This is a genomic window from Pseudomonas sp. R76 (genome assembly GCF_009834565.1).
Lineage (GTDB): Bacteria > Pseudomonadota > Gammaproteobacteria > Pseudomonadales > Pseudomonadaceae > Aquipseudomonas.
The window spans coordinates 554,538-574,051 of the sequence record NZ_CP019428.1; the positions used below are offsets into that span (position 1 = coordinate 554,538).

A 19,514-nucleotide genomic window follows, 5' to 3' on the forward strand; every position below is an offset into this window, starting at 1 on the left:
GGCAAGCCCGCTCCCACAGGAGTCAGCATTTCAGGGCCCTTTCTACGGCGTCTGTAAATATTTTGGGGGAGGCGAGTTGCATCTCGCGGCTGGCGATTTCCACCGCCACTTGCACGGTGCTGGCGCGGGTCAGGCGTTCGCCGCTGGCCAAATCGGTGATCAGGTAATTGACCTTCAAACGGTTCTCCCACTCCACCAAACTGGCGCGCACATTGATCGTCTGGCCGAACACCGCGCCGCGCACGTAGCGCAGTTGCATGTCGATCACCGGCCAGGCGTAGCCGGATTCGAGCATTGCCGTGTAGTTGTGGCCGAGCTTGTCCAGCAGCGCGCAGCGCGCCACTTCCAGGTACTTCACGTAATGCCCGTGCCAGACGACGTTCATGGTGTCGACGTCGAAAAACGGCACGAGGATTTCAGTGTCGCAATGCAGCACGCCCTGGCTACGCATGCAGCCTCCAGTGTTGCTCGGCGATACGTTTGAGGCACAGGCGCAGTTCGCCTTCCAGCGCACGGTCTTCGATGACCGGCGGGAAGTCCTTGGCCAGTTCTGCATGCATGGCGGCCAAGGCCGGCGGCAGGGCGCGTTCATCTTCAGCCTGGGCGCGCAGCCACACGCCTTGGTTGGCCGCGAGTAAGGTGGCGGCGGCGACTTGTTCGGTCAGCTCCAGCACGCGGATCGCATCGCGGGCGGCGATGGTGCCCATGCTCACTTTGTCCTGGTTGTGGCACTCGGTGGAGCGCGAGAACACGCTGGCCGGCATGGTGTTTTTCAGCGCTTCGGCGGTCCAGGCACTGGTGCCGATCTGCACGGCCTTGAAGCCGTGGTTGATCATCGCGCGGTCAGCCGGTGCGCCAGACAAGTTGCTCGGCAAACCGTGGTTGTAACGCACGTCCACCAGCAAGGCGAGCTGGCGGTCGAGCAGGTCGGCGACGTTGGCCACCAAGGTCTTGAGGCTGTCCATGGCGAAGGCGATGTGCCCGCCGTAGAAGTGCCCGCCGTGCAACACGCGTTCTTCTTCGGCGTCGATGATCGGGTTGTCGTTGGCGCTGTTCAGTTCGATTTCGATAAACGAGCGCAGCCAGTTCAGGCTGTCGGCCAACACGCCGAGCACGTGGGGGGCGCAGCGCAGCGAATAACGATCCTGCAGGCGGTGCAGCGGCGCGGTCGGCGCATCAATCGCCAGGTCTTTGCGCAGCCACGCGGCGACTTGCATCTGGCCCGGGTGCGGCTTGGCGGCGAACAGGCGCTCGTCGAAGTGTTCCGGGTTGCCCTGCAGCGCCACCACGTTCAGCGCAGTGATGCGCGTGGCCAGTTGCAGCAGGTAATCGGCGCGGGCGAAGGCCAGGCAGGCCAGGCCGGTCATCACGGCGGTGCCGTTCATCAAGGCCAGGGCTTCTTTGGGGCGCAATACCAGCGGCTCCCAGCCCAGTTCGCGGTGCACATCGGCGGCCTGGCGGCGTTCACCACGGAACATCACTTCACGCTCGCCGGACAAGGTCGCGGCCACGTAGGACAGCGGCGTCAAATCGCCGCTGGCGCCCACCGAGCCTTCTTCCGGGATCAGCGGCAGCACATCGTGTTCGAGAAACGCGTGCAGGCGCTCCAACAACTCCACACGCACCCCGGAAACGCCGTGGCACAGCGACTGCAAACGCGCCGCCAGCACCGCGCGGGTGGCTTGGGCGTCGAGCAACTTGCCCAGGCCACAACCGTGGAAGGTGTACAGGTGACGCGGCAACGCCTCGACGTGCTGCAACGGCACGGCCACCACGCACGAGTCGCCGTAGCCGGTGGTGACGCCGTAGATCACGCCTTCCTTGTCCAGCAGCGAGTCGAGGAACTGCGCGCCTTTGGCAATGCGCTGGCGGTACGCAGCGTCGCCCTGCAACTGCGTGGGCGCCTGACGGTTGGCCAAGGCCAGCACGTCTTCAATGCGCAAAGCGCGTTCGCCAAAAGTTACCGGCTCAAGATGCGTCGTCATCGGTCTTCCAGAAAGGGTAAAAGTTGAACCATTGTTGGGGCGCTTGCAGGCAGAACTGGCCCAGGCGTGCGGCGTAGCGCGCGGTCCACAGGGCGATGACCTGCTCGCGGGTGCTGCGCTTCCATTCGATCAATTGCGCGAACGGCTCGATGGTCAGGCGATAGCGGCCGTCGTGCTTGAGGCACATCAGCAGGTTCACCGGGCATTTGAGCAGCCCGGCCAGCAGCCACGGGCCTTGCGGGAACGCCGCGTCATGGCCGAGGAAATCCACGCGCACCTTGCGCCCGCCGTGCAGTGGCACGCGGTCGCCGGCAATCGCCAGCCACTCGCCGTCGTCGAGGCGCTGGCTGAGCAGTAGCATGGTCGCCGGGTCCAGTTCGCTGACCTGGATCAGGCGCAAATGCGTGGCCCCGGCTTCGCCCAGCAGGCGGTTGAATTGCTCGGCGTGCTTGGTGTGCACCAGCACGTTCATGGTGACTTGTTCACCGATCTCGGCCAGCGCACGGCACACTTCGAGGTTGCCCAAGTGCGCGCCGACCAGCATCTGCCCGCGCTCGCCGCGCAGTTGCCCGCGCAACTGCGCCGGGTCGTTGATTTCGATCTGTTCGATGCGCAGCTTGCCGTTCCACACGTCGAGCTTGTCGAGCAACGAGTCGGCAAAGGCCATGAACTGGCCGAAGACGCTTTTGTGCGTGGGCAGCAGCTCATCGCGCCCGCTCCAGGCGGCCAGGCGCTGCTGGTATTCCCAGGCGCTGTGGCGCGCGGTGCGGCCGAACAGGAAGAAGTACAACACGATGCCGTATAGCAGCGGGCTCAGCAGGCGGCGGCCGAGGACTTTGGCGGCGACGGCGGTGAGTTTCATCAGCCAGAAGCTGCCGCGCTCTTCGCGGTCTGCCCAGTGTTTGGTGCTGTCGCTCATGCCTGCCACCGTCGCCACAGGATCATCGGCGCGCGCACCAACATGCCGAAGAACAGCCGCGTGTGCATGGCCGAAATGCGCACGTTGTCGCGGAACAGGCGGAAGTGCGACAAGCCGTCAGCGGGGTAATGCACCTGGGTCGGCAGCCAGCGCATCGGCTGGTTACGCCAGGCCAGGCGCACCAGGATGTCGGAGTCGAAATCCATGCGCGTGCCGATGTAGGCCGTGTTCATCAAGGCTAATGTAGGCGCCAGCGGGTACACGCGAAAGCCGCACATCGAATCGCGGATTTGCAGTGACAGGGTGTTGATCCACACCCACACGTGGGTCAGGTAGCGCGCGTAGAGGCGGCCTTTGGGCACGCTGTCGTCGTATTCGGGGTAGCCGCAGATCACCGCGTCCGGGTGCGTGCGCGAGGCGTCGAGGAAGCTCTCGACTTCGCGCAGGTCGTGCTGGCCGTCGGCGTCCACTTGCAGGGCGTGGCTGAAGCCCAGGCGCGCGGCTTCGCGGAAACCGGCCATCACCGCACCGCCTTTGCCCTGGTTGTTGGGCAAGGTCAGCAGGGTGACGTGTTCGAGTGTCGCCAATTGCGCCAGTACCGCTGCGCAGGCCGGGCTGCTGCCGTCGTCGACCAGCAGGCATGGCAGGCCGCTGTTCAACAGGCTGTGGACCACGGCGGGCACGGCGGCTTCATGGTTGTAGACCGGGATCAGGGCGCAGGGGTTATGCATGAGAGTGGGCACCTGATGGACCGAGTCGCCTGCATCGCAGGCAAGCCAGCTCCCGCATTCGAATGTGTTCACACGGCAACATGTGGGAGCGGGCTTGCCCGCGATTGAGCGCGAAGCGCTCACCTGGATTATGCATGCGCGGCCACCAGTTGAATGCGGCCGCTGGAGCAGGCCGCCACGCCGTTGCGGTAGGCGAAGTACAGCTTGCCGCGCTCCGGGTCGAAGCGCAGGTGCAGTTCAACCTGGTCGCCGGGGCGCACCAGTTGCTGGAATTTGAGCACTTCCATGCCGGCAAAGGTCGTGGGCACATCCAGCAGTTGCTGGCCGAGGTTGAACGCCCATTCCACTTGCACTACCCCCGGCAACACCGGCGTGACCGGGAAGTGACCGCTGAAATACGCCAGGTCCGGCGGGATGCTCAGTTGCACGGTCCATTCGCCGTCAGCCTCGACTTGCTCCAGCACTTCCGGCGCTTTTGGCCGGGGTGCCAGCAGCAACGCCTCTACCTCGGCCTGCGGCAGCTTGCCCTGGCTGTTCAGCGGCAACTGGCGCAGCAACCGCCAGCGACGCGGCAGTGCCAAGGCTTCGCAATGTTGGCTCAAATGCTGGCGCAGGGTTTGGGTGACGGTGCGGCGGCCCTGATTGCGCAGGGCATGCAGGCCGTCGGCGCTCAGCACCACCAGCGCGCCGAGGGAGGCACGGTTTTCCTGTACCACGCCCAGGCGGGTGTCGGCGACCCAGGCGTGGGCCATCAGCGCTTGTTCGAGCATGGGCAGGGAGATGCGTTTTTCTTCCAGCTTGACGATGCGGTCCAGGCGGCCGAGCAGCTCAAAGCGGCCATCGGAATGAATGCGAGCGGCGTCGGCGGTCTGTTCGATATGCCCGGCCGGCAGGTAAGGCGAGGCAATGCGCAGCGCGCCGTCGGCATCCTGGCTCAGCTCGACCTCGGCAAATGGCTGCCACGGCTGTGCGCCTTGGCGCCAGGCAATGCCACCGGTTTCCGAGCTGCCGAGGATTTCCGTCGGCCATTGCTGCAAGCGGTCGTACAGGCTGCCAGCCGCCTCAATCGGCAACGCGCCACCGGACGAAAACACCCGCGACACCTGGCTCAGCGCCGGCCAGTCGAGGTTGTCGCCCATGCGCTTGAGCAGCGCAGGGCTGGCGACCCAGGCAAATTGTGGGTGCTCGCGGCTGGCGCGCTGCAGGTCTTCGGGGAAGGCCAGTTGTTTGCGCACAAAGGTGCGACCGGCACACAGCGGCCACAGCACCCGGAACAACAAACCGTAGATATGTTGGGTGGCAACGCTGCCGATGATGCACGCATCGTTAAGGTCGGCGCCCCACAAGGCTTCCAGCGCCTCAACTTCGTTGGCCAATTGGCGCAGGGTCTTGTCGATACGCTTGGGCTCGCCGCTGGAGCCGGAGGTGCACAGGCTCAGCTGGCAGGTGTCCAGGTCGAGAGCCGCAGCGCTCAACGGCGCTTGATACAGCGCGTCAAGGTCGGCGGCTTCAACCAGCCAGGCATCCACGGCGGCGTCCCAGCGCTGACGGGTTTGCGCTTGCAGGTCGGCGGGCAGCAACACGCTGACCCCGGCGCGCCAGGCGCCCAGCAGGGCGATGGCCAGGGTGCCTGCGTCTTCCAGGTGCACGGCCAAACGCTGAATGCCGCGCGCCTGCAGGCCCGCCGCCAGGCTCAGGGATTTCTCCCACAGCTGGGCGTGATTCATCTCAGGTTCGGTGGTGACCAAACGGTGTTCCAGCGGCTCAAGCAACAGGTGCTCAAGTTTCAACCCTTTCATACGCGGCCTCGAACCCTTTGTCGTACCAGCCATTCCACGGCAAACAACAACCCCATCAACCCGTAGGCGATCAGGCCGTTGTACAACGTCCACCAGCTCAGCGGCGCCCACAGGGTGAGGGCGGCGGCGAGCAGGCCATTACACAGAAAAAACACACTCCACACCACGGTGACCTGGCGCGTATACACCACCGCGTTGGGCGGCAGTTGCGGGTCGCTCATGCGCGCCAGGCGCTCGACCATCGGCGGGCCGTATTTCAGGCTCAGGCCGAACAGCGCCAGCATGAACGCGCTGACCAGGCTCGGGTACCAGCGCAGCAATTGCGGGTTGTCGAACCAGGCCAGCAACAGGCAAAACACAATCACCGCCACCGCCATCCAGCGGCTGCCGGGGCGGCGTGCACCGGTCAGCGCGCGCAACAGCCACAGGCTGCCCAGCAGCAGGCCGAATTGCCACGGCGCAAAGTGCTCGGTGCCGTAATACACCGCAAAAGGGTACAGCAGCCCCGCCAGCAATAGGCCAAGGCCGATCAGCCGGCTCATGCGGCAGGCGTGACCAGACGGTACACCGCCTCAACCACGTCGTTTACGGTGCGCACCGTCTTGAATTCTTCGGCGGCGATCTTTTTGCCGGTCTGGCGCTTGATATGGTCGATCAGGTCAACGGCGTCGATGCTGTCGATTTCCAGGTCCTGGTACAGGTTGGCGTCGAGCGTGACGCGTTCGGGTTCCAGTTCAAACAGTTCCACCAAGGCGTCGCGCAGGGTGTTGAAAATATCGTCACGAGTTTGCATGGTCCGGTCTCAAGCTACCTGTCTGGCCGTGACGAACGCCGCAAGGCTGGCCGAGTTGGTGAAGTGATTGCGCGTGTCTTTGGCGTCGGCATCGATCTTGATGCCGTACTTTTTCTGGATTGCCAGGCCCAATTCCAGGGCGTCGACCGAATCCAGGCCCAAGCCTTCGCCGAACAGGGTCTGGTCGCTGCCAATATCGTCGACGCTGATGTCTTCCAGGCCCAGGGCCTCGATGATCAGCGTCTTTATGTCGTGCTCAAGGCGGTGTTGGTCGCTCATCTTCGGCGAGCTCCTTAATAAAATAGTGGTGCAGGTAATCGTTGAGCTTGCGTGAGGCCTGGGGCGCGGGCCCGAGTGCGGCAAAGGCGTGTGGTTCTATATCGGCACCCACGCGCAAACTGAAATGAAATCGACATTTAGGAATGCGGTACCAAGGTTCTGCCTTGGTCAAGGTGGTGGGGCTGACCTTGATCACCACCGGGGTGATGATTGTCGCACCGCGCAGCGCAATGGCGGCGCCACCGCGATGAAAGGCGGGTGCCGCGCCGGGCGTGGTGCGGGTGCCTTCGGGGAAGATGATCAGGGTCTGGCCTTCGCGCAGCGCCTGGGCGGCGGCATCGAGCATCTCGGCGCTGCCGTCATTGCTGATATAGCCCGCATCGCGCACCGGCCCGCGGGTGAACGGGTTCTGGAACAGGCTCTGCTTGACCACGCAATTGGTCTGGCGCATCAGGCCGATCAAAAACACCACGTCGATCAGCGACGGGTGGTTGGCGATGATCATCTGGCCTGGGCGGCCGAGTTTTTCTGCGCCTTCGACGCTGTAGGTCAGCACACCGGCGCGCTGCATCAGGCGGATGAAGAACCAGAACAGTTTGCTGATGGTGTGGCGAGCGCGGCGCTGGTGTTTTGCCGCGCTGCCCGGCAGGCAACTGAGCAACGGGAACACCAGTAAACGCAGGCACAGCCCGCCGACGCCGAACATGAAGAAGCTGGCGGCGGTGGCGAACAGGCGCCAGTAGTAGGCATCTCGTGGTTTGTCGGTCAGGGCTTGCGTTGCCAGTTCCATACACGGTTCTTCCAGGCATGTTGGCAGGCGACCTGTTCAGTGAGCAGGGTGCGCAGCAGGTTCAGGGCATGGGGCCACTGAGTTGTTTGAGTGAGTTGGACAGCGCCGCTGTTTAGTTCCAATTGCCATTCGTCGCCCGGTGTCAGCAGCAGGCCGACGGCGTAGGGGAACGGCACGTCATTAATCCAGCTGGCGTAGGCCGCGGGCGGCTGTTCTTCGGTAATCACCAGCAATACTGCCGGGGCGCCTTCGTTGAGCAGCGCGGCGGCCTCAAGCATGCCGTGCTCCAGGCCATCGCCGGCGGCGGCGAGGGCGGTCATTTCGCTGGTTTCATTGCGCAGGATCGACCACAGGCCAATCACTGCGTTATGCACCGACAGGCTGAACTGGGTCGGCGACAGCGGCTGCTCATTGGCCAGGTCACTGAGGATGTCGAGGGTGCGCGGGGTTTCGCCGTGCCGGGAAATAAACACCAGTGGCAGGTCTTCACGGCCTTCGGCCAGCGGCCAGCCCACGCTGAACGCCATGCGCGCCAGGCGGCTCAGGCGCCGACGCTGCATGGCCGGCAGGAAGGACACATCGGGGGATTCTTCGCTGGCGGGCAGCAACACCGGGGCCTGGCACCAGGCGTGCCAGTCGTCCGCACTTTCCAGGCTGGGCGCCCAGGCGCGCCATTGGGCGATGTTGAAAGTGATCACTGAGAAGTTATCCCGCCCCTGCGGGCTTCCATGTGCGGCCATTGGCCCCGAAAACCGGGACAGGGAGCAATCGCCGAATGGCGCGCATTATCCCGGTGCTGCGGGGTTCTAGCAAACTTTGGTAAAGAATTGTTCACGGCTGATTACAATTTGGCGGCAAGGATTTACAGATTGTCCTTTACCCGGGGTTGATTTGGGTTGTAGGACAGTTCCTGTTCATGTGTCGGCGACGTATGACGGTCGAAGCGAATTGGCCCACCGATGCAGCCGTGCATGGATGAACGAGGTAGCTAACAGGCGCTTTTGCCCTCTACACTCGGACATTCATTGATACACGGAGGTTTTCCATGCGGCGTGTGGTGTTCAATCAGAAAGGCGGCGTTGGCAAGTCCAGCATCGCCTGCAACCTGGCGGCGGTCAGCGCCAGTGAAGGCTATCGAACCCTGTTGGTGGACCTCGATGCACAGGCCAACTCAACTCAGTACCTCACCGGGCTGACCGGCGACGATATCCCGATGGGCATTGCCGAGTTCTTCAAGCAAACCCTGTCTTCCGGGCCGTTTTCCAAGAAAAACCGCGTGGACATCTACGAAACGCCGTTCGATAACCTTCATGTCATCACCGCAACTGCGGAGCTGGCGGATCTGCAGCCCAAGCTGGAGGCCAAGCACAAGATCAACAAGCTGCGAAAGCTGCTGGATGAGTTGAGCGAGGATTACGACCGGATTTACCTGGATACCCCGCCGGCGCTGAACTTCTATGCGGTTTCGGCGTTGATTGCCGCTGATCGTGTGCTGATCCCCTTCGATTGCGACAGCTTCTCGCGCCAGGCGCTGTATGGTCTGCTGGCGGAAATTGAAGAACTGAAGGAAGACCACAACGAAGGCCTGGAAGTGGAAGGCATCGTGGTCAACCAGTTCCAGGCTCGGGCGAGCCTGCCGCAGCAGATGCTCGACGAACTGATTGCCGAAGGCCTGCCGGTGCTGCCGGTGTACCTGGCCAGCTCCGTGCGCATGCGTGAGTCGCATCAGGAAAACAAACCGCTGATCCACCTGGACCCTCGGCACAAGCTGACACAGCAGTTTGTGGAGTTGCATAACTTGCTGGAAAGCGCCTGACCTGACAGCAACACAAATCCCCATGTGGGAGCTGGCTTGCCTGCGATGCAGGCAACTCGGTCTGCCAGGCACACCGAGGTGATGCCATCGCAGGCAAGCCAGCTCCCACAGTTGATCCAGTTGATTGGGGATTGGTTTACACCCCTTGGCTACGCAACCAACTCATCAACTGCGGCAACGGAAACGCCCCACTCTGGCGCGCCACTTCGCGGCCGTTCTTGAACAGAATCAAACTGGGAATCGAGCGAATCCCCAACTGCGCCGACAGCTGCTGATTCGCCTCACTGTCCAGCTTGGCCAACCGGCACTTGCCTTCCAACTGCCCAGCCGCCTGCTCAAACACCGGCGCAAACGACTTGCACGGCCCACACCAGTCAGCCCACACATCCACCAGCAACGGCAGGTCGCCTTTGATCTGGCTGGCATAGTCGCCTTGTTTCAACTCAAAGGGCTTGCTCAGCAACACCGGCTGCTTGCAGCGCCCGCACTTGGGCGAATCACCCAGGCGTTCGCCGGGGATGCGGTTGAGGCCGTTGCAATGTGGGCAGGGGATTACAAGAGGTTCGGACATCGGGGGCTCCTTAGGTACGGCCAATAGACTGTATTTGGAGCCAGGTCCGGGGTTTATCAAGATGCGCAGGCAGTGACTCATCCGCTCACAGTTTGCCCGTGTCGATGCGAGGCCCAGTATCTAGGCTGTTCGAGCGTGTTCTGTTTTGCGCCATCTGTCTGTTTGCGGTTATCGCAAATTGCGATAGTCGGGAATCGGGTTTAACCTTCATAGCAAGATGCGATAAGGATGTTGCATGCGAGTGATCAGCGAGAAAAGGATTTGGGAAGCAAAGGAAAAGTGGCCGCGTTCAGCAAGTGCTTTAGATGAGTGGTACCGCCGGATAAAGCGCAACAGCCCGGCTGACTTCGCTTCTATGAAAGGCATTTTTCCCGCAACGGATAAAGTTGGGCAGCTCCATGTGTTCGACATTGGGGGAAACAAGCTGAGGCTAATTGCTTTCGTGCGGTACCAAAAGCAACGAATTTACATCAAGTATCTGTTAGATCACCGCGACTATGAGCGGGACAACTGGAAGGAGAAAATCAGATGAGCGCACTCATTCGGCTCGCTGCTGAACATTGGCAATTTGTTTCACCTTTGCTGCGCAAGCCTAAAAACGAGGCGGATTATGACGTGCTGGTAACTGCTCTCGACGAACTGCTGGATATGATCGGGGAGGACGAGTCAAATCCGCTGATGAGTCTGGTGGATATTCTCAGTGATTGGATTGAAGCCTACGATCATGAGCACCGGCCAATGCCCGTTGCCAGTGGTGCCGACGTGCTGCGCGCAATGATGCGCGAGCACGGTTTGAACCAGAGTGATCTGCCAGGTGTGGGCACACAGTCGGTTGTTTCGGAAATTTTGAGCGGCAAGCGCCAGCTTAACCTGCGGCAAATTCGTTGGTTGGCCGAACGTTTTGGCGTAACGGTCGAAACCTTTATTTAGTGCCGTTAAGAAGAACAACTTATGATCGTTCCCACGCTCCGCGTGGTAATGCATCTCGTGACGCTCCGCGTCACCCGTGCGCAGATGAAGATCATTGCAAAAGGCGGGACGCGGAGCGTCCCAGGTGGCATTCCCACGCAGAGCGTGGGAACGATCATGGGTCTTCTTATGAAGAACAACTAATCTCCAAATGCTTGCCCCAATCCGGTGGCCGCTGGGCGTACTGCTCCATCCCGGCCTGCTCTTCAAACGGTTTGCTCAGCACTTCATGCAGTCGACGTACTTCGCTGTAATCACCTGACTCGGCAGCAGCGATGGCGTTTTGTGCCAGGTAGTTGCGCAGGATGTACAGCGGGTTTACCGCGTGCATGCGCTCGCGGCGTTGCGCTTCGCTGTAGTCCCCGTCTCGTGCAACGCGGGCTGTGTACTGTTCGGCCCAGGCATCAAAACCGGCGAGGTCGACGAAGTCATCACGCAGCCGCGCCACGGCCAGCGCTGCAGGCTCATCGCCCAGGTGGCGGAAGAACAGCGTGTAGTCCACGCCACTGTTCTGCATCAGCTTGAGCAGGCGCTCCACCAGTTTCTGGTCATCGTCTTCAGCCGTGGTCAGCCCCAGTCGGCGGCGCATCAGGTCCAGGTAGTGGGCCTGGTACAGCGGCAGGTACAGGCCAAGGGTTTCTTTCAAGGCGTCAACGCTGATAAACGGCGTGAGTGTCTGGGCCAGTGCGCTGAGGTTCCACTGCCCAATCGGTACTTGGTTGCTGAAGGAGTAACGGCCTTCGTGATCGGAGTGGTTGCAGATGAAGTGCGCGTCAAAGTCATCGATGAACGCAAACGGCCCGAAGTCGAAGGTGATGCCTAGGATCGACATGTTGTCAGTATTCATCACACCGTGGCAGAAACCGTAGGCCTGCCATTTGGCGATCATTTCGGCATTGCGCTCGACGATTTCGCGGAACATTGCCAGGTAAGGCTCGGGCTGCTCCATGCACTCGGGGTAGTGCAATGAAAGCACGTGTTCAGCCAATTCTTTCTGCTGTTCGGGCTTCTTGGTGTAGTAGAAATATTCGAAATGCCCGAAGCGCACATGGCTGTGCGCCAGGCGCAAGACCATGGCGCCGCGTTCCTGTTTCTCACGCCACACCGGCGTGTTGGAGCCGATCACGCACAAGGCGCGGCTGCTGGGGATGCCCAAGGCGTGCAGGGCTTCGGAAGCGAGAAACTCACGGATCGAAGAGCGCAGCACCGCGCGGCCATCGCCCATGCGCGAGTAAGGCGTGAGCCCGGCGCCTTTGAGGTGCAGGTCCCAATGCTCCCCGGCCTCGTTGTACACCTCACCCAGCAACAACCCACGGCCGTCGCCCAGTTGCGGGGAGTAGCCACCGAACTGGTGCCCCGAATAGACCATCGCCCGTGGTTCCGCCTCGGCCCACAGCTTGTGCCCGCTGAACAGCTCGGCAAACACTGGCGTTTCGGCCACGGCCGGGTCGAGGTCGAGCAGGGCCATGGCGGCGTTGCTCGCCACCACAAGGCGCGGTTCGTCGAGGGGGTCAGGCAATACGTGGGTTGAGAACGCGTCGCCCAGGCGTGCGAAGCGGTTGTCGAAGGTCAGTTCGTCGAGGGCTTTCACCGGCCATCTCCAGCAGAATGTCCGAGCATTCTGCTGGGGATAGGCGCGTTAGTCGAGTTTGCTCGGCGGCGGTTCCTGCACGCCGCCGTCGTTGGCGGGTTTGGCCGGGGTGTCGACTTCCACCAGTTTGTATTCCTGGCCATGGAGGTTCTTGAGGTAGACCTCCATCTGGCGGAACGAGATGTTGATGTGGTGGTTCTTGAACTCGCGGTTGATAAAGCGGTTCACCTCGTCGATCACCGGGTTGCGGTCACCGAGGTCGCGCACGTGCATGCGCAGTTCGTGGTCGAGGGTGCTTTCGCCGAAGTTGAGGAAGTACACGTGAGGCTCCGGCTCTTTGAGCACCCGTGGGTTTTCGCGCGCGGCCTTGAGCAGCAATTCCTTCACCAGGTCGAGGTCGGAGCCGTAGTCCACACCCAGTTTCAGCGTGACTCGGGTGATGGTGTCGGTCAGCGACCAGTTGATCAGTTGCCCGGTAATGAACGTCTTGTTCGGGACAATGATGTCCTTGCGGTCGAAGTCGGTGATGGTCGTCGCGCGGATGCGGATCTTGCTCACCGTGCCCGACAGGTTGCCGATGGTGATGGTGTCGCCGATACGCACCGGGCGCTCGAACAGGATCATGATGCCGGAGATGAAGTTGGCGAAGATCTCCTGCATCCCGAAGCCCAACCCCACCGACAGCGCCGCCACCAGCCATTGCAGTTTGTCCCAGCTCACGCCGAGGGTCGACAGGGTGGAGACGAAGCCGACGCCGGCAATCACATACGACAGCAAGGTGGTGGTGGCGTAGGCGCTGCCTTGGGCCAAATCCAGCTTGGACAGCACCAGTACTTCCAGCAGACCGGGCAAGTTGCGCGCCAGGGCGAAGGTGATGCCGACGATGATCGACGCACCGAGCAAGTCGCCGATGCTGATCGGCACCATGCTGATATTGGCACCGGTGCCGCTGGTGTATTCGTAGAGCGTCACGTTGTCCAGGTAGGAGAACACGGTGATCAGGTCTTTCCACACCCAGTACAGCGCGGCGATAAAGCCGCCGAGCAAGGCCAGGCGGATCAGGCGCATCGACTGTTCGTTGACCTGTTCGATGTCCAGGGTCGGCTCTTCGATCACCGCTTCGCCATCACCGGCTTCCTTGGCCGCCTGGCGTTTGGCCAGGGCGCGCGCGTAGGCCAGGCGCCGAGCGGCAACGCCCAGGCCGCGTACGAAGGTGGCTTCGATCACCAGCCAGAACATCAGCAGGTACAGGGTGTTGATCAGGCGGTCGCTGAGTTTCAGCGCGGTGTAGTAGTAGCCAAAGCACACGGCGATAAACAGGGCGACGGGCAGGACGGTAAACACCAGGCCCACGGCTTTGCGAAACAGCGAGGCTTTTTCGTGGGTCGGGCTGTGCAGCAGCAGGCGGCCCAGCAGCCAGGCCATCAGCGCGTAGCAGGTCAGCACCACGCCGATACCCAGCACGTCGTCGGCCAGCGCCGCCGGTTGGTGTTCGGCAATGGCCACCACGGCCACCAGGGCCAGTACCACCAGCCCGAGCTTGCGCACCCAGCCTTGCAGGAATTCGACTTGGGGTTTTTCCCAGCGGAAGTGCAGTTCCGCCACGCCGCCCGACGCGAGGATCCGGTAAGCGGTGTAGAACACCAGCCACGCCTGGGCGATCTGCAGCAGGGCCGAGCCCAGGTTGGCGTTCTGCCCACGGGCGTCGATCTGCAGTGCGTAGCCGCACAGCGCCAGGCCCAGGGAAACCGGCATCGCCAGCAGGATATTGATCAGGATGGCCTGCGGCGTGTGCCACTGGCTGTCGCGCTTGAAGTGGCCGATGTCCAAGTGGACTTTGTTAAGGCGCTGGTAAAGCGCCTTGCGCCGCCATAGCAGTGCGCCGATCAACAGCAGCAACGGCAGGAACAGCAGCGGGCGTTGGGTCAGGCCGTCGTACAGCTCGCTGACGCTGGAGGCCCACGGCAAGGTGGTGATTTGCTTGCTCAGGTGTGCCGGTACGGTTTCCAGCCACTCGGTGTCCAGCGGCTTGTTGCTGGGGATCCAGAACATTTGCTCGTCCAGCGTCGCGCGCAGAGTGGTGGCGGTGCTGAGCAGTTGTTTCTGGTTCAGTTGCAGGGTGATCGATTCGTTCAGCAGCGCGCTCAGCTCGCGGCTCAGGCGCTCCAGCAGGTCGCTGCGGGTAATTGCCAGCTCCAGCAGGGTGCGGCGCAGTTGCGGGGTGACGTCTTCCGGCGGCTGGTTGGCCAGCAAGTTATCCACATAGGCGCTGGGCGAACTGATCGCCTCGCGCTGCTGGTTGATCTCGAACTGGTACAGGCGAATGTTGGCGATGTCGTCCGCCAGGTCGCGGTCCACGGTGAGGCGCGGCAGTGCTTGTTTTTGCTTATAAAGAATCTTGGAGAGCAGCAGGCTGCCCTTGAGCACGTTGATTTGCTCATCGAGTGCCGAGTCGCTTTGGGTCACGGTGTCCAGTTGCTGCTTGGTCTGCAGGTTTTTCTGGGTCAGGTCATTGAGGCGGTCGGTGCTCTTGAGCAGGTAGTCGGAGAGCTTCAGGTTGGCCGCGCTTTCGGTGGCCAACAGGCTGCTGCCGCCGGTTTTTTGCGCCTCGATGGACTGCTGGGTCACGGTCTGCTGGGACTGGGCGAGGCGTTTCTGGTTGATCAGGGTTTGCAGGTCCTGGATTTCCTGTTCCAGGCGGCTGGTCTTCTCGGTCGTCAGGTCGCGTTGGCTATTGCCCAGGTCTTGCAGTTGGCTGTTGCCCGCCAGTTCCTGGCGGCGCAGCGGAATCAAGGCGTTGAGGGCGGCGAGTTCGGCGTTCAGCAGGTTGCGCTGGTCGCCGGTGAGGGGCTTGCCGTTATCTTTGCCCGCTTTAAGGGTGGCGTTTATCTGCTGGATGCGGGTCTGGCTGTTGCTGATTTCGGTTTGGGCGCGCTCGGGGCGGGTCTGGGCGGCGATGGACATGCTGTTGGCATCCGCCATGTCCTTTTGCAGGTCGCCTTGCTGGGTCGTGCGCTGCACCAGCAATTGCTCGAGCTGCGGCACGGGCAGCGTGGCATAGCGTTGCGCCACCGGGATGACTTTGGTGGCCTTGAGCCGCACCAGTTCGCGCTGGTTATCGGTGGTCTGGCGCGGCGCGTCTTCCAGCTGGCGCTTGAGGTCGGTGAGGCGCTGCTCGTAATCCTGCTTGTTGCCCAGGTAGGTCAGGGTCTGTTGCAGGATGTTCTGCAGCGCCTTCATGTCGGCGTCGGGCAGCTTGCGGTCGGGCAGCTTGTCCAGGGTTTGCTGGATGGCCTCGGCACTGGGCGCATCGGCGGCGTAAACGCTGCCCACACAAAGGGTCAGGCCCAGCAGGGCAGTGGCTAAAAAGGTGCGCAGAGTTGTCATGGATACCGGTCGAGCAAGGTAAAGAAAATGGGGGCGTGGCGCCTGGCCCCGCAGTTTAGAGGAAGAGTCCAGGGCCTGGACGACTTCCTTCGGGGAATTTGACGCCGACTTTTCCGATTCTGTTCCCGTCCATGACCGCGACGGTCCACAGCGTGTTGTTCCACTCCACTTGGTCGCCCACCACCGGCGCACCGCCGACCTTCTGGGTGATGAAGCGGCTCAGTGGCATATCCGGGTCGATACCCTCGAGCTTGAGGCCGTACAGCGCCGACACCGCGCCCAGCTGGGCGTCGCCTTCGAGGACGAAGTCGCCGAAGAAACGCAGGTCGAGGCCACGTTGCGGCGCCTGGCTGAACAGTTTACCCAGGGCAGGCAGGTTGTGTTCGTGGCCGATCACGCAGAGCAAATCGTCGACTTCCAGCACCGTACTACCCGACGGATGGAGCAGTTGCTGGCCACGGAACAACGCCGCGATCCGTGTGCCCTCGGGCATTTTCAATTCGCGCAGGGCTGCGCCAATGCACCATTTTTCCGCGCCCAGGCGGTAGACGAACAGCTCCCACTCGCTGGTGACGTGCACTTCCAGAGCCGCGCGGGAAATCGGCGCGGGGTCTGGCGGTACGGTGACTTTCAGCAGTTTGGCCACCCACGGCAGGCTGGTGCCCTGTACCAGCAGCGAGACCAGCACGATAAAGAACGCCAGGTTGAAGTACAGCTGCGCGTGGGGCAGGCCAGCCATCAGCGGGAACACCGCCAGAATGATCGGCACCGCGCCGCGCAGGCCGACCCAGGCGATAAAGGCTTTTTCGCGACCGTGGAACGCCTTGAACGGCAGCAGGCCGACCATCACCGACAGCGGCCGCGCGAACAGAATCATCCACAGCGCCAGGCCCAACGCCGGCAGGGCAATGGGCAGCAAGTCATGGGGCGTGACCAGCAAGCCCAGCACCAGGAACATGCCGATCTGTGCCAGCCAGGCCATGCCGTCGAGCATATGCAAAATGCCATGGCGGCTGCGTACCGGGCGGTTGCCGATCACCAGGCCGCACAGGTACACGGCGAGGAAACCGCTGCCGTGCAAGGCGTTGGTCAAGGCGAACACCACCAGGCCGCCGGCGATGACCAGGATCGGGTACAGGCCGGTGGCCAGGTTGATGCGGTTGACCATCTGCAGCATCAGCCAGCCGCCGCCCAGGCCGACGATGCCGCCGATGCCGAATTCGCGGATCAGGTGGGTCAGCAGGCTCCAGTGCAGGCCGGTCTGGCCTGTGGCGAGCATGTCGATCAGGGTGACGGTGAGGAACACCGCCATCGGGTCGTTACTGCCGGATTCGATTTCGAGGCTGGCGGTAACCCGTTCGTTCAGGCCTTTGCCGCCCAATAGCGAGAACACCGCGGCGGCGTCGGTTGAGCCGACGATGGCGCCGATCAGCAAGCCTTGAATGATATTGAGGTTGAACAGCCAGGCCGCGGCCATGCCGGTGAGGCCGGTGGTGATCAACACCCCCACCGTGGCCAGCGACAACGCCGGCCAGAGTGCCACGCGAAAACTCGCAACCCGCGTGCGTAAGCCGCCATCGAGCAGGATCACTGCCAAGGCGAGGTTGCCCACCAGGTAGGCGGTTGGGTAGTTGTCGAAAATGATGCCGCCGCCGTCGACGCCGGCGACCATGCCCACGGCCAGGATGATCACCAGAATCGGGATACCCAGGCGGGACGAAAGAGAACTCACCAGAATGCTCGCACCCACCAGCAACGCGCCGATCAAGAACAGGCTGTTGATGGTCGTCGCATTCAAAGGCAGTACTCCAGAGCTGGGAAGACGGGGCGCAAACTGACCATGCAGTCTGCGTGCCAGCGATTCTAACCTGTTGAATTGCTGCGCTGTCAAAAGATCGTTCCCACGCTCTGCGTGGGAATGCTTCGCTGGACGCTCTGCGTCCGCTTTTAAGGCGTGACGCGGAGCGTCACAGGCTGCATTCCCACGCGGAGCGTGGGAACGATCAATCACCGGTGTCAGTTACAGGCGAAAGCGCCCCACCATCCCATTCAAATCCACCGCCAGGCGCGACAGCTCACTGCTCGCCGCGCTGGTCTGGCTGGCGCCCGTGGCCGATTGCACCGACAAATCACGAATGTTCACCAGGTTGCGGTCCACTTCTCGCGCCACCTGCGCCTGCTCTTCCGCTGCGCTGGCGATCACCAGGTTGCGTTCGTTGATTTCTATGATCGCGGTGTTGATGGTGTCCAGCGACATCCCGGCGCCTTTGGCGATGTTCAGCGTCGATTCGGCGCGCTCGGTGCTGTTACGCATCGAATCCACCGCGTGCTCGGTGCCGGTCTGAATGCTGCCGATCATGCGCTCGATCTCGCTGGTCGACTGCTGGGTGCGATGGGCCAGGGCCCGCACTTCATCCGCCACCACGGCAAACCCACGCCCGGCTTCACCGGCACGCGCGGCTTCAATGGCGGCGTTCAGGGCCAGCAGGTTGGTCTGGTCGGCCAGGCCGCGAATCACGTCGAGCACCTTGCCGATATCCCGCGATTCATTCGCCAGGTCGCCGATCAAGGTGGCTGTGGCTTGCACGTCGCCGCTCATGCGTTCGATGGCGCTGACGGTTTCCTGCACCAAATCACGGCCATCGCCAGCAGAAGTGGTGGCGGCGCGCGAGGCTTCGGAGGTGCTGACCGCATTGCGCGCGACTTCTTCGACGGCGCTGGTCATCTCGTTGACGGCGGTGGCGGCTTGTTCGATTTCGTTGTTCTGCTGGGTCAGGCCACGGGCGCTTTCGTCGGTGACGGCATTCAGCTCTTCGGCGGCCGAAGCCAGCTGGGTGGCGGAGCCGGCGATGCGTTGCAGGGTGTCGCGCAATTTGTCCTGCATCTTGGCCATGGCGGCCAGCAGGCGGCCGGCTTCGTCGTTGCCGTCGACCTTGATCGGGCGCGTCAGGTTGCCTTCGGCGACTTCCTCGGCGGCCTCAAGTGCCTGGGAAATCGGCACGGTGATGCTGCGGGTCAGCAGCCAGGCGAACAACACCGTCAGCGCCGTGGCCACGATCAGCAGGCCCACCACCAGCTCAAACGCCATGTCGTATTGGTCTTTGGCTTGCTGGTTGGTGGCGTTGGCCATCTTGTTGTTGATGTCCAGCAGGCGTGTCAGCACTGCGTTGACCTGCTCGGAGTTGCTGAGCAATTCGGTGTTGAGCAAGTTGCGCAGGTCGTCGATCTGGTTGGCGCGAGACAAGCTCTTCATGCGCTCTTCGATCTGGTGGTACTGGCCGAGCAAACGCACGTATTCGTCGTAGGTCGCGCGTTCTTCGCCACTCTCGATGAGTTTTTCGTACACGCCCTGGGCGGTGCGGATCTGCTGGTTGCGCAGTTCAAAGGCTTCCAGGGTCTTTTGCTGCACATCCGGCTCGCGATTGGTCAGCAAGCGGTACGACAACACGCGCAGGCGCAGGGTCAGCTGGGTGAATTCGTCGAGGGCGCGAATGCTTGGCACGCTGCTCAGGGTGATGTCTTCGGTGGCAGCACGGATCTTGCTCATCTGGTTCAGGGCGAACACACCGAGAAACAACATGAGTGCACCAATAAACGCAAAGCCAAGAAAGGCGCGCGGCGCGATATTCATATTACGAAGAGACATGCTGGAGTCCTGGGGAGAAGCGCGATCCGTGCGGCCATGAGACGGGGTGTGCATCTTCTATCGGCCATGCGACTAAAGTCTTAAGGGGGCGCGCGCTTTTGTCGCATCTGACGAGGGGTTGGACGGATTCAGGAACCAGATGGGGTAAATGCAGTCACTAAGGCTCGAAAGCGCGGCCCGGCCCTTAAAAAACGGGCTGCGCGCCGGGGATAACCCTGGCTTCCGAGGTGATTTTTCT

18 protein-coding genes and 1 pseudogene are annotated in these 19,514 nt (G+C 62.1%); 3 read left to right on the forward strand and 16 right to left on the reverse strand.

What is annotated here, in order from left to right; genetic code table 11:
- Positions 1–22 precede the first annotated feature (22 nt).
- The 10 genes from PspR76_RS02415 to PspR76_RS02460 all read right to left on the reverse strand — a co-directional run bounded on the left by PspR76_RS02415 (position 23) and on the right by PspR76_RS02460 (position 7,994).
- Positions 23–451 carry an acyl-CoA thioesterase gene (locus PspR76_RS02415; RefSeq protein WP_159953802.1) on the reverse strand — a complete coding sequence of 143 codons (429 nt, stop codon included), beginning with the start codon at positions 449–451 and terminating at the stop codon, positions 23–25.
- Complete coding sequence (locus tag PspR76_RS02420; protein ID WP_159953803.1) at positions 444–1,985, reverse strand: HAL/PAL/TAL family ammonia-lyase; 1,542 nt, start codon at positions 1,983–1,985, stop codon at positions 444–446. The genes PspR76_RS02415 and PspR76_RS02420 overlap by 8 nt, the downstream gene beginning before the upstream one ends.
- Positions 1,969–2,904, reverse strand: coding sequence for an LpxL/LpxP family acyltransferase (locus tag PspR76_RS02425; RefSeq protein WP_159953804.1), 936 nt, complete (start codon positions 2,902–2,904; stop codon positions 1,969–1,971). The genes PspR76_RS02420 and PspR76_RS02425 overlap by 17 nt, the downstream gene beginning before the upstream one ends.
- Complete coding sequence (locus PspR76_RS02430; RefSeq protein ID WP_159953805.1) at positions 2,901–3,635, reverse strand: glycosyltransferase family 2 protein; 735 nt, start codon at positions 3,633–3,635, stop codon at positions 2,901–2,903. The genes PspR76_RS02425 and PspR76_RS02430 overlap by 4 nt, the downstream gene beginning before the upstream one ends.
- 128 nt (positions 3,636–3,763) lie before the next feature.
- Positions 3,764–5,434: an acyl-CoA synthetase family protein gene (locus PspR76_RS02435; RefSeq protein WP_159953806.1), complete on the reverse strand. Its 1,671-nt coding sequence runs from the start codon at positions 5,432–5,434 to the stop codon at positions 3,764–3,766.
- A complete protein-coding gene (locus PspR76_RS02440) occupies positions 5,431–5,976 on the reverse strand; it encodes a hypothetical protein (RefSeq protein WP_159953807.1) in 546 nt (181 codons plus the stop codon). The genes PspR76_RS02435 and PspR76_RS02440 overlap by 4 nt, the downstream gene beginning before the upstream one ends.
- Entirely contained in the window at positions 5,973–6,227 is a 255-nt protein-coding gene (locus tag PspR76_RS02445; protein ID WP_159953808.1) for an acyl carrier protein, read from the reverse strand. Before PspR76_RS02445 ends, PspR76_RS02440 begins: the two co-directional genes overlap by 4 nt.
- A 9-nt stretch (positions 6,228–6,236) precedes the next feature.
- Complete coding sequence (locus PspR76_RS02450; RefSeq protein WP_159953809.1) at positions 6,237–6,506, reverse strand: phosphopantetheine-binding protein; 270 nt, start codon at positions 6,504–6,506, stop codon at positions 6,237–6,239.
- The gene (locus tag PspR76_RS02455) at positions 6,484–7,296 is read right to left on the reverse strand and encodes a lysophospholipid acyltransferase family protein (protein WP_159953810.1); all 813 of its coding nucleotides are present in this window, start codon (positions 7,294–7,296) and stop codon (positions 6,484–6,486) included. The genes PspR76_RS02450 and PspR76_RS02455 overlap by 23 nt, the downstream gene beginning before the upstream one ends.
- A complete protein-coding gene (locus PspR76_RS02460; protein ID WP_159953811.1) occupies positions 7,272–7,994 on the reverse strand; it encodes a beta-ketoacyl synthase chain length factor in 723 nt (240 codons plus the stop codon). Before PspR76_RS02460 ends, PspR76_RS02455 begins: the two co-directional genes overlap by 25 nt.
- A gap of 347 nt (positions 7,995–8,341) precedes the next feature.
- On the opposite strand from PspR76_RS02460, the gene PspR76_RS02465 reads away from it, so the two are divergent.
- Positions 8,342–9,112 (forward strand): ParA family protein, encoded by a 771-nt coding sequence (locus PspR76_RS02465; RefSeq protein WP_159953812.1) that lies wholly within the window; start codon positions 8,342–8,344, stop codon positions 9,110–9,112.
- 136 nt (positions 9,113–9,248) lie between these two features.
- On the opposite strand, the gene trxC is transcribed toward PspR76_RS02465, so the two are convergent.
- Positions 9,249–9,683, reverse strand: coding sequence for a thioredoxin TrxC (gene trxC, locus PspR76_RS02470; RefSeq protein ID WP_159953813.1), 435 nt, complete (start codon positions 9,681–9,683; stop codon positions 9,249–9,251).
- A 235-nt stretch (positions 9,684–9,918) separates the two neighbouring features.
- Here trxC and PspR76_RS02475 point away from each other — a divergent pair, with 235 nt between their 5' ends.
- Entirely contained in the window at positions 9,919–10,215 is a 297-nt protein-coding gene (locus tag PspR76_RS02475) for a type II toxin-antitoxin system HigB family toxin (protein ID WP_058422389.1), read from the forward strand.
- Positions 10,212–10,613, forward strand: a complete 402-nt coding sequence (locus PspR76_RS02480) for a helix-turn-helix domain-containing protein (RefSeq protein ID WP_159953814.1) — start codon at positions 10,212–10,214, stop codon at positions 10,611–10,613. The genes PspR76_RS02475 and PspR76_RS02480 overlap by 4 nt, the downstream gene beginning before the upstream one ends.
- A gap of 166 nt (positions 10,614–10,779) precedes the next feature.
- On the opposite strand, the gene selO is transcribed toward PspR76_RS02480, so the two are convergent.
- From selO to PspR76_RS31570, 5 genes and pseudogenes are all read right to left on the reverse strand, one after another.
- The gene (gene selO / locus PspR76_RS02485; RefSeq protein WP_159953815.1) at positions 10,780–12,243 is read right to left on the reverse strand and encodes a protein adenylyltransferase SelO; all 1,464 of its coding nucleotides are present in this window, start codon (positions 12,241–12,243) and stop codon (positions 10,780–10,782) included.
- A 48-nt stretch (positions 12,244–12,291) separates the two neighbouring features.
- Complete coding sequence (gene mscK / locus PspR76_RS02490; RefSeq protein WP_159953816.1) at positions 12,292–15,630, reverse strand: mechanosensitive channel MscK; 3,339 nt, start codon at positions 15,628–15,630, stop codon at positions 12,292–12,294.
- A gap of 55 nt (positions 15,631–15,685) precedes the next feature.
- Positions 15,686–17,428 (reverse strand): potassium/proton antiporter, encoded by a 1,743-nt coding sequence (locus PspR76_RS02495; RefSeq protein WP_159953817.1) that lies wholly within the window; start codon positions 17,426–17,428, stop codon positions 15,686–15,688.
- Positions 17,429–17,650: 222 nt separating this feature from the next.
- Entirely contained in the window at positions 17,651–18,523 is an 873-nt protein-coding gene (locus PspR76_RS31565; RefSeq protein WP_371317688.1) for a methyl-accepting chemotaxis protein, read from the reverse strand.
- A gap of 30 nt (positions 18,524–18,553) precedes the next feature.
- Positions 18,554–19,330 (reverse strand): annotated as a pseudogene (locus PspR76_RS31570) (MCP four helix bundle domain-containing protein); the annotation flags it as partial.
- Between the last annotated feature and the right edge of the window lie 184 nt (positions 19,331–19,514).

Bases quoted from the DNA above. Each gene is read 5' to 3' on its own strand.
- PspR76_RS02440 (WP_159953807.1), bottom strand. From the start codon at position 5,976: ATGAGCCGGCTGATCGGCCTTGGCCTATTGCTGGCGGGGCTGCTGTAC.
- PspR76_RS02420 (WP_159953803.1), bottom strand. From the start codon at position 1,985: ATGACGACGCATCTTGAGCCGGTAACTTTTGGCGAACGCGCTTTGCGC.
- trxC (WP_159953813.1), bottom strand. From the start codon at position 9,683: ATGTCCGAACCTCTTGTAATCCCCTGCCCACATTGCAACGGCCTCAAC.
- PspR76_RS02425 (WP_159953804.1), bottom strand. From the start codon at position 2,904: ATGAGCGACAGCACCAAACACTGGGCAGACCGCGAAGAGCGCGGCAGC.
- PspR76_RS02450 (WP_159953809.1), bottom strand. From the start codon at position 6,506: ATGAGCGACCAACACCGCCTTGAGCACGACATAAAGACGCTGATCATC.
- PspR76_RS02480 (WP_159953814.1), top strand. From the start codon at position 10,212: ATGAGCGCACTCATTCGGCTCGCTGCTGAACATTGGCAATTTGTTTCA.
- PspR76_RS02415 (WP_159953802.1), bottom strand. From the start codon at position 451: ATGCGTAGCCAGGGCGTGCTGCATTGCGACACTGAAATCCTCGTGCCG.
- mscK (WP_159953816.1), bottom strand. From the start codon at position 15,630: ATGACAACTCTGCGCACCTTTTTAGCCACTGCCCTGCTGGGCCTGACC.
- PspR76_RS02435 (WP_159953806.1), bottom strand. From the start codon at position 5,434: ATGAAAGGGTTGAAACTTGAGCACCTGTTGCTTGAGCCGCTGGAACAC.
- PspR76_RS02445 (WP_159953808.1), bottom strand. From the start codon at position 6,227: ATGCAAACTCGTGACGATATTTTCAACACCCTGCGCGACGCCTTGGTG.
- PspR76_RS02455 (WP_159953810.1), bottom strand. From the start codon at position 7,296: ATGGAACTGGCAACGCAAGCCCTGACCGACAAACCACGAGATGCCTAC.
- PspR76_RS31565 (WP_371317688.1), bottom strand. From the start codon at position 18,523: ATGGCCAAGATGCAGGACAAATTGCGCGACACCCTGCAACGCATCGCC.
- PspR76_RS02430 (WP_159953805.1), bottom strand. From the start codon at position 3,635: ATGCATAACCCCTGCGCCCTGATCCCGGTCTACAACCATGAAGCCGCC.
- PspR76_RS02465 (WP_159953812.1), top strand. From the start codon at position 8,342: ATGCGGCGTGTGGTGTTCAATCAGAAAGGCGGCGTTGGCAAGTCCAGC.
- PspR76_RS02475 (WP_058422389.1), top strand. From the start codon at position 9,919: ATGCGAGTGATCAGCGAGAAAAGGATTTGGGAAGCAAAGGAAAAGTGG.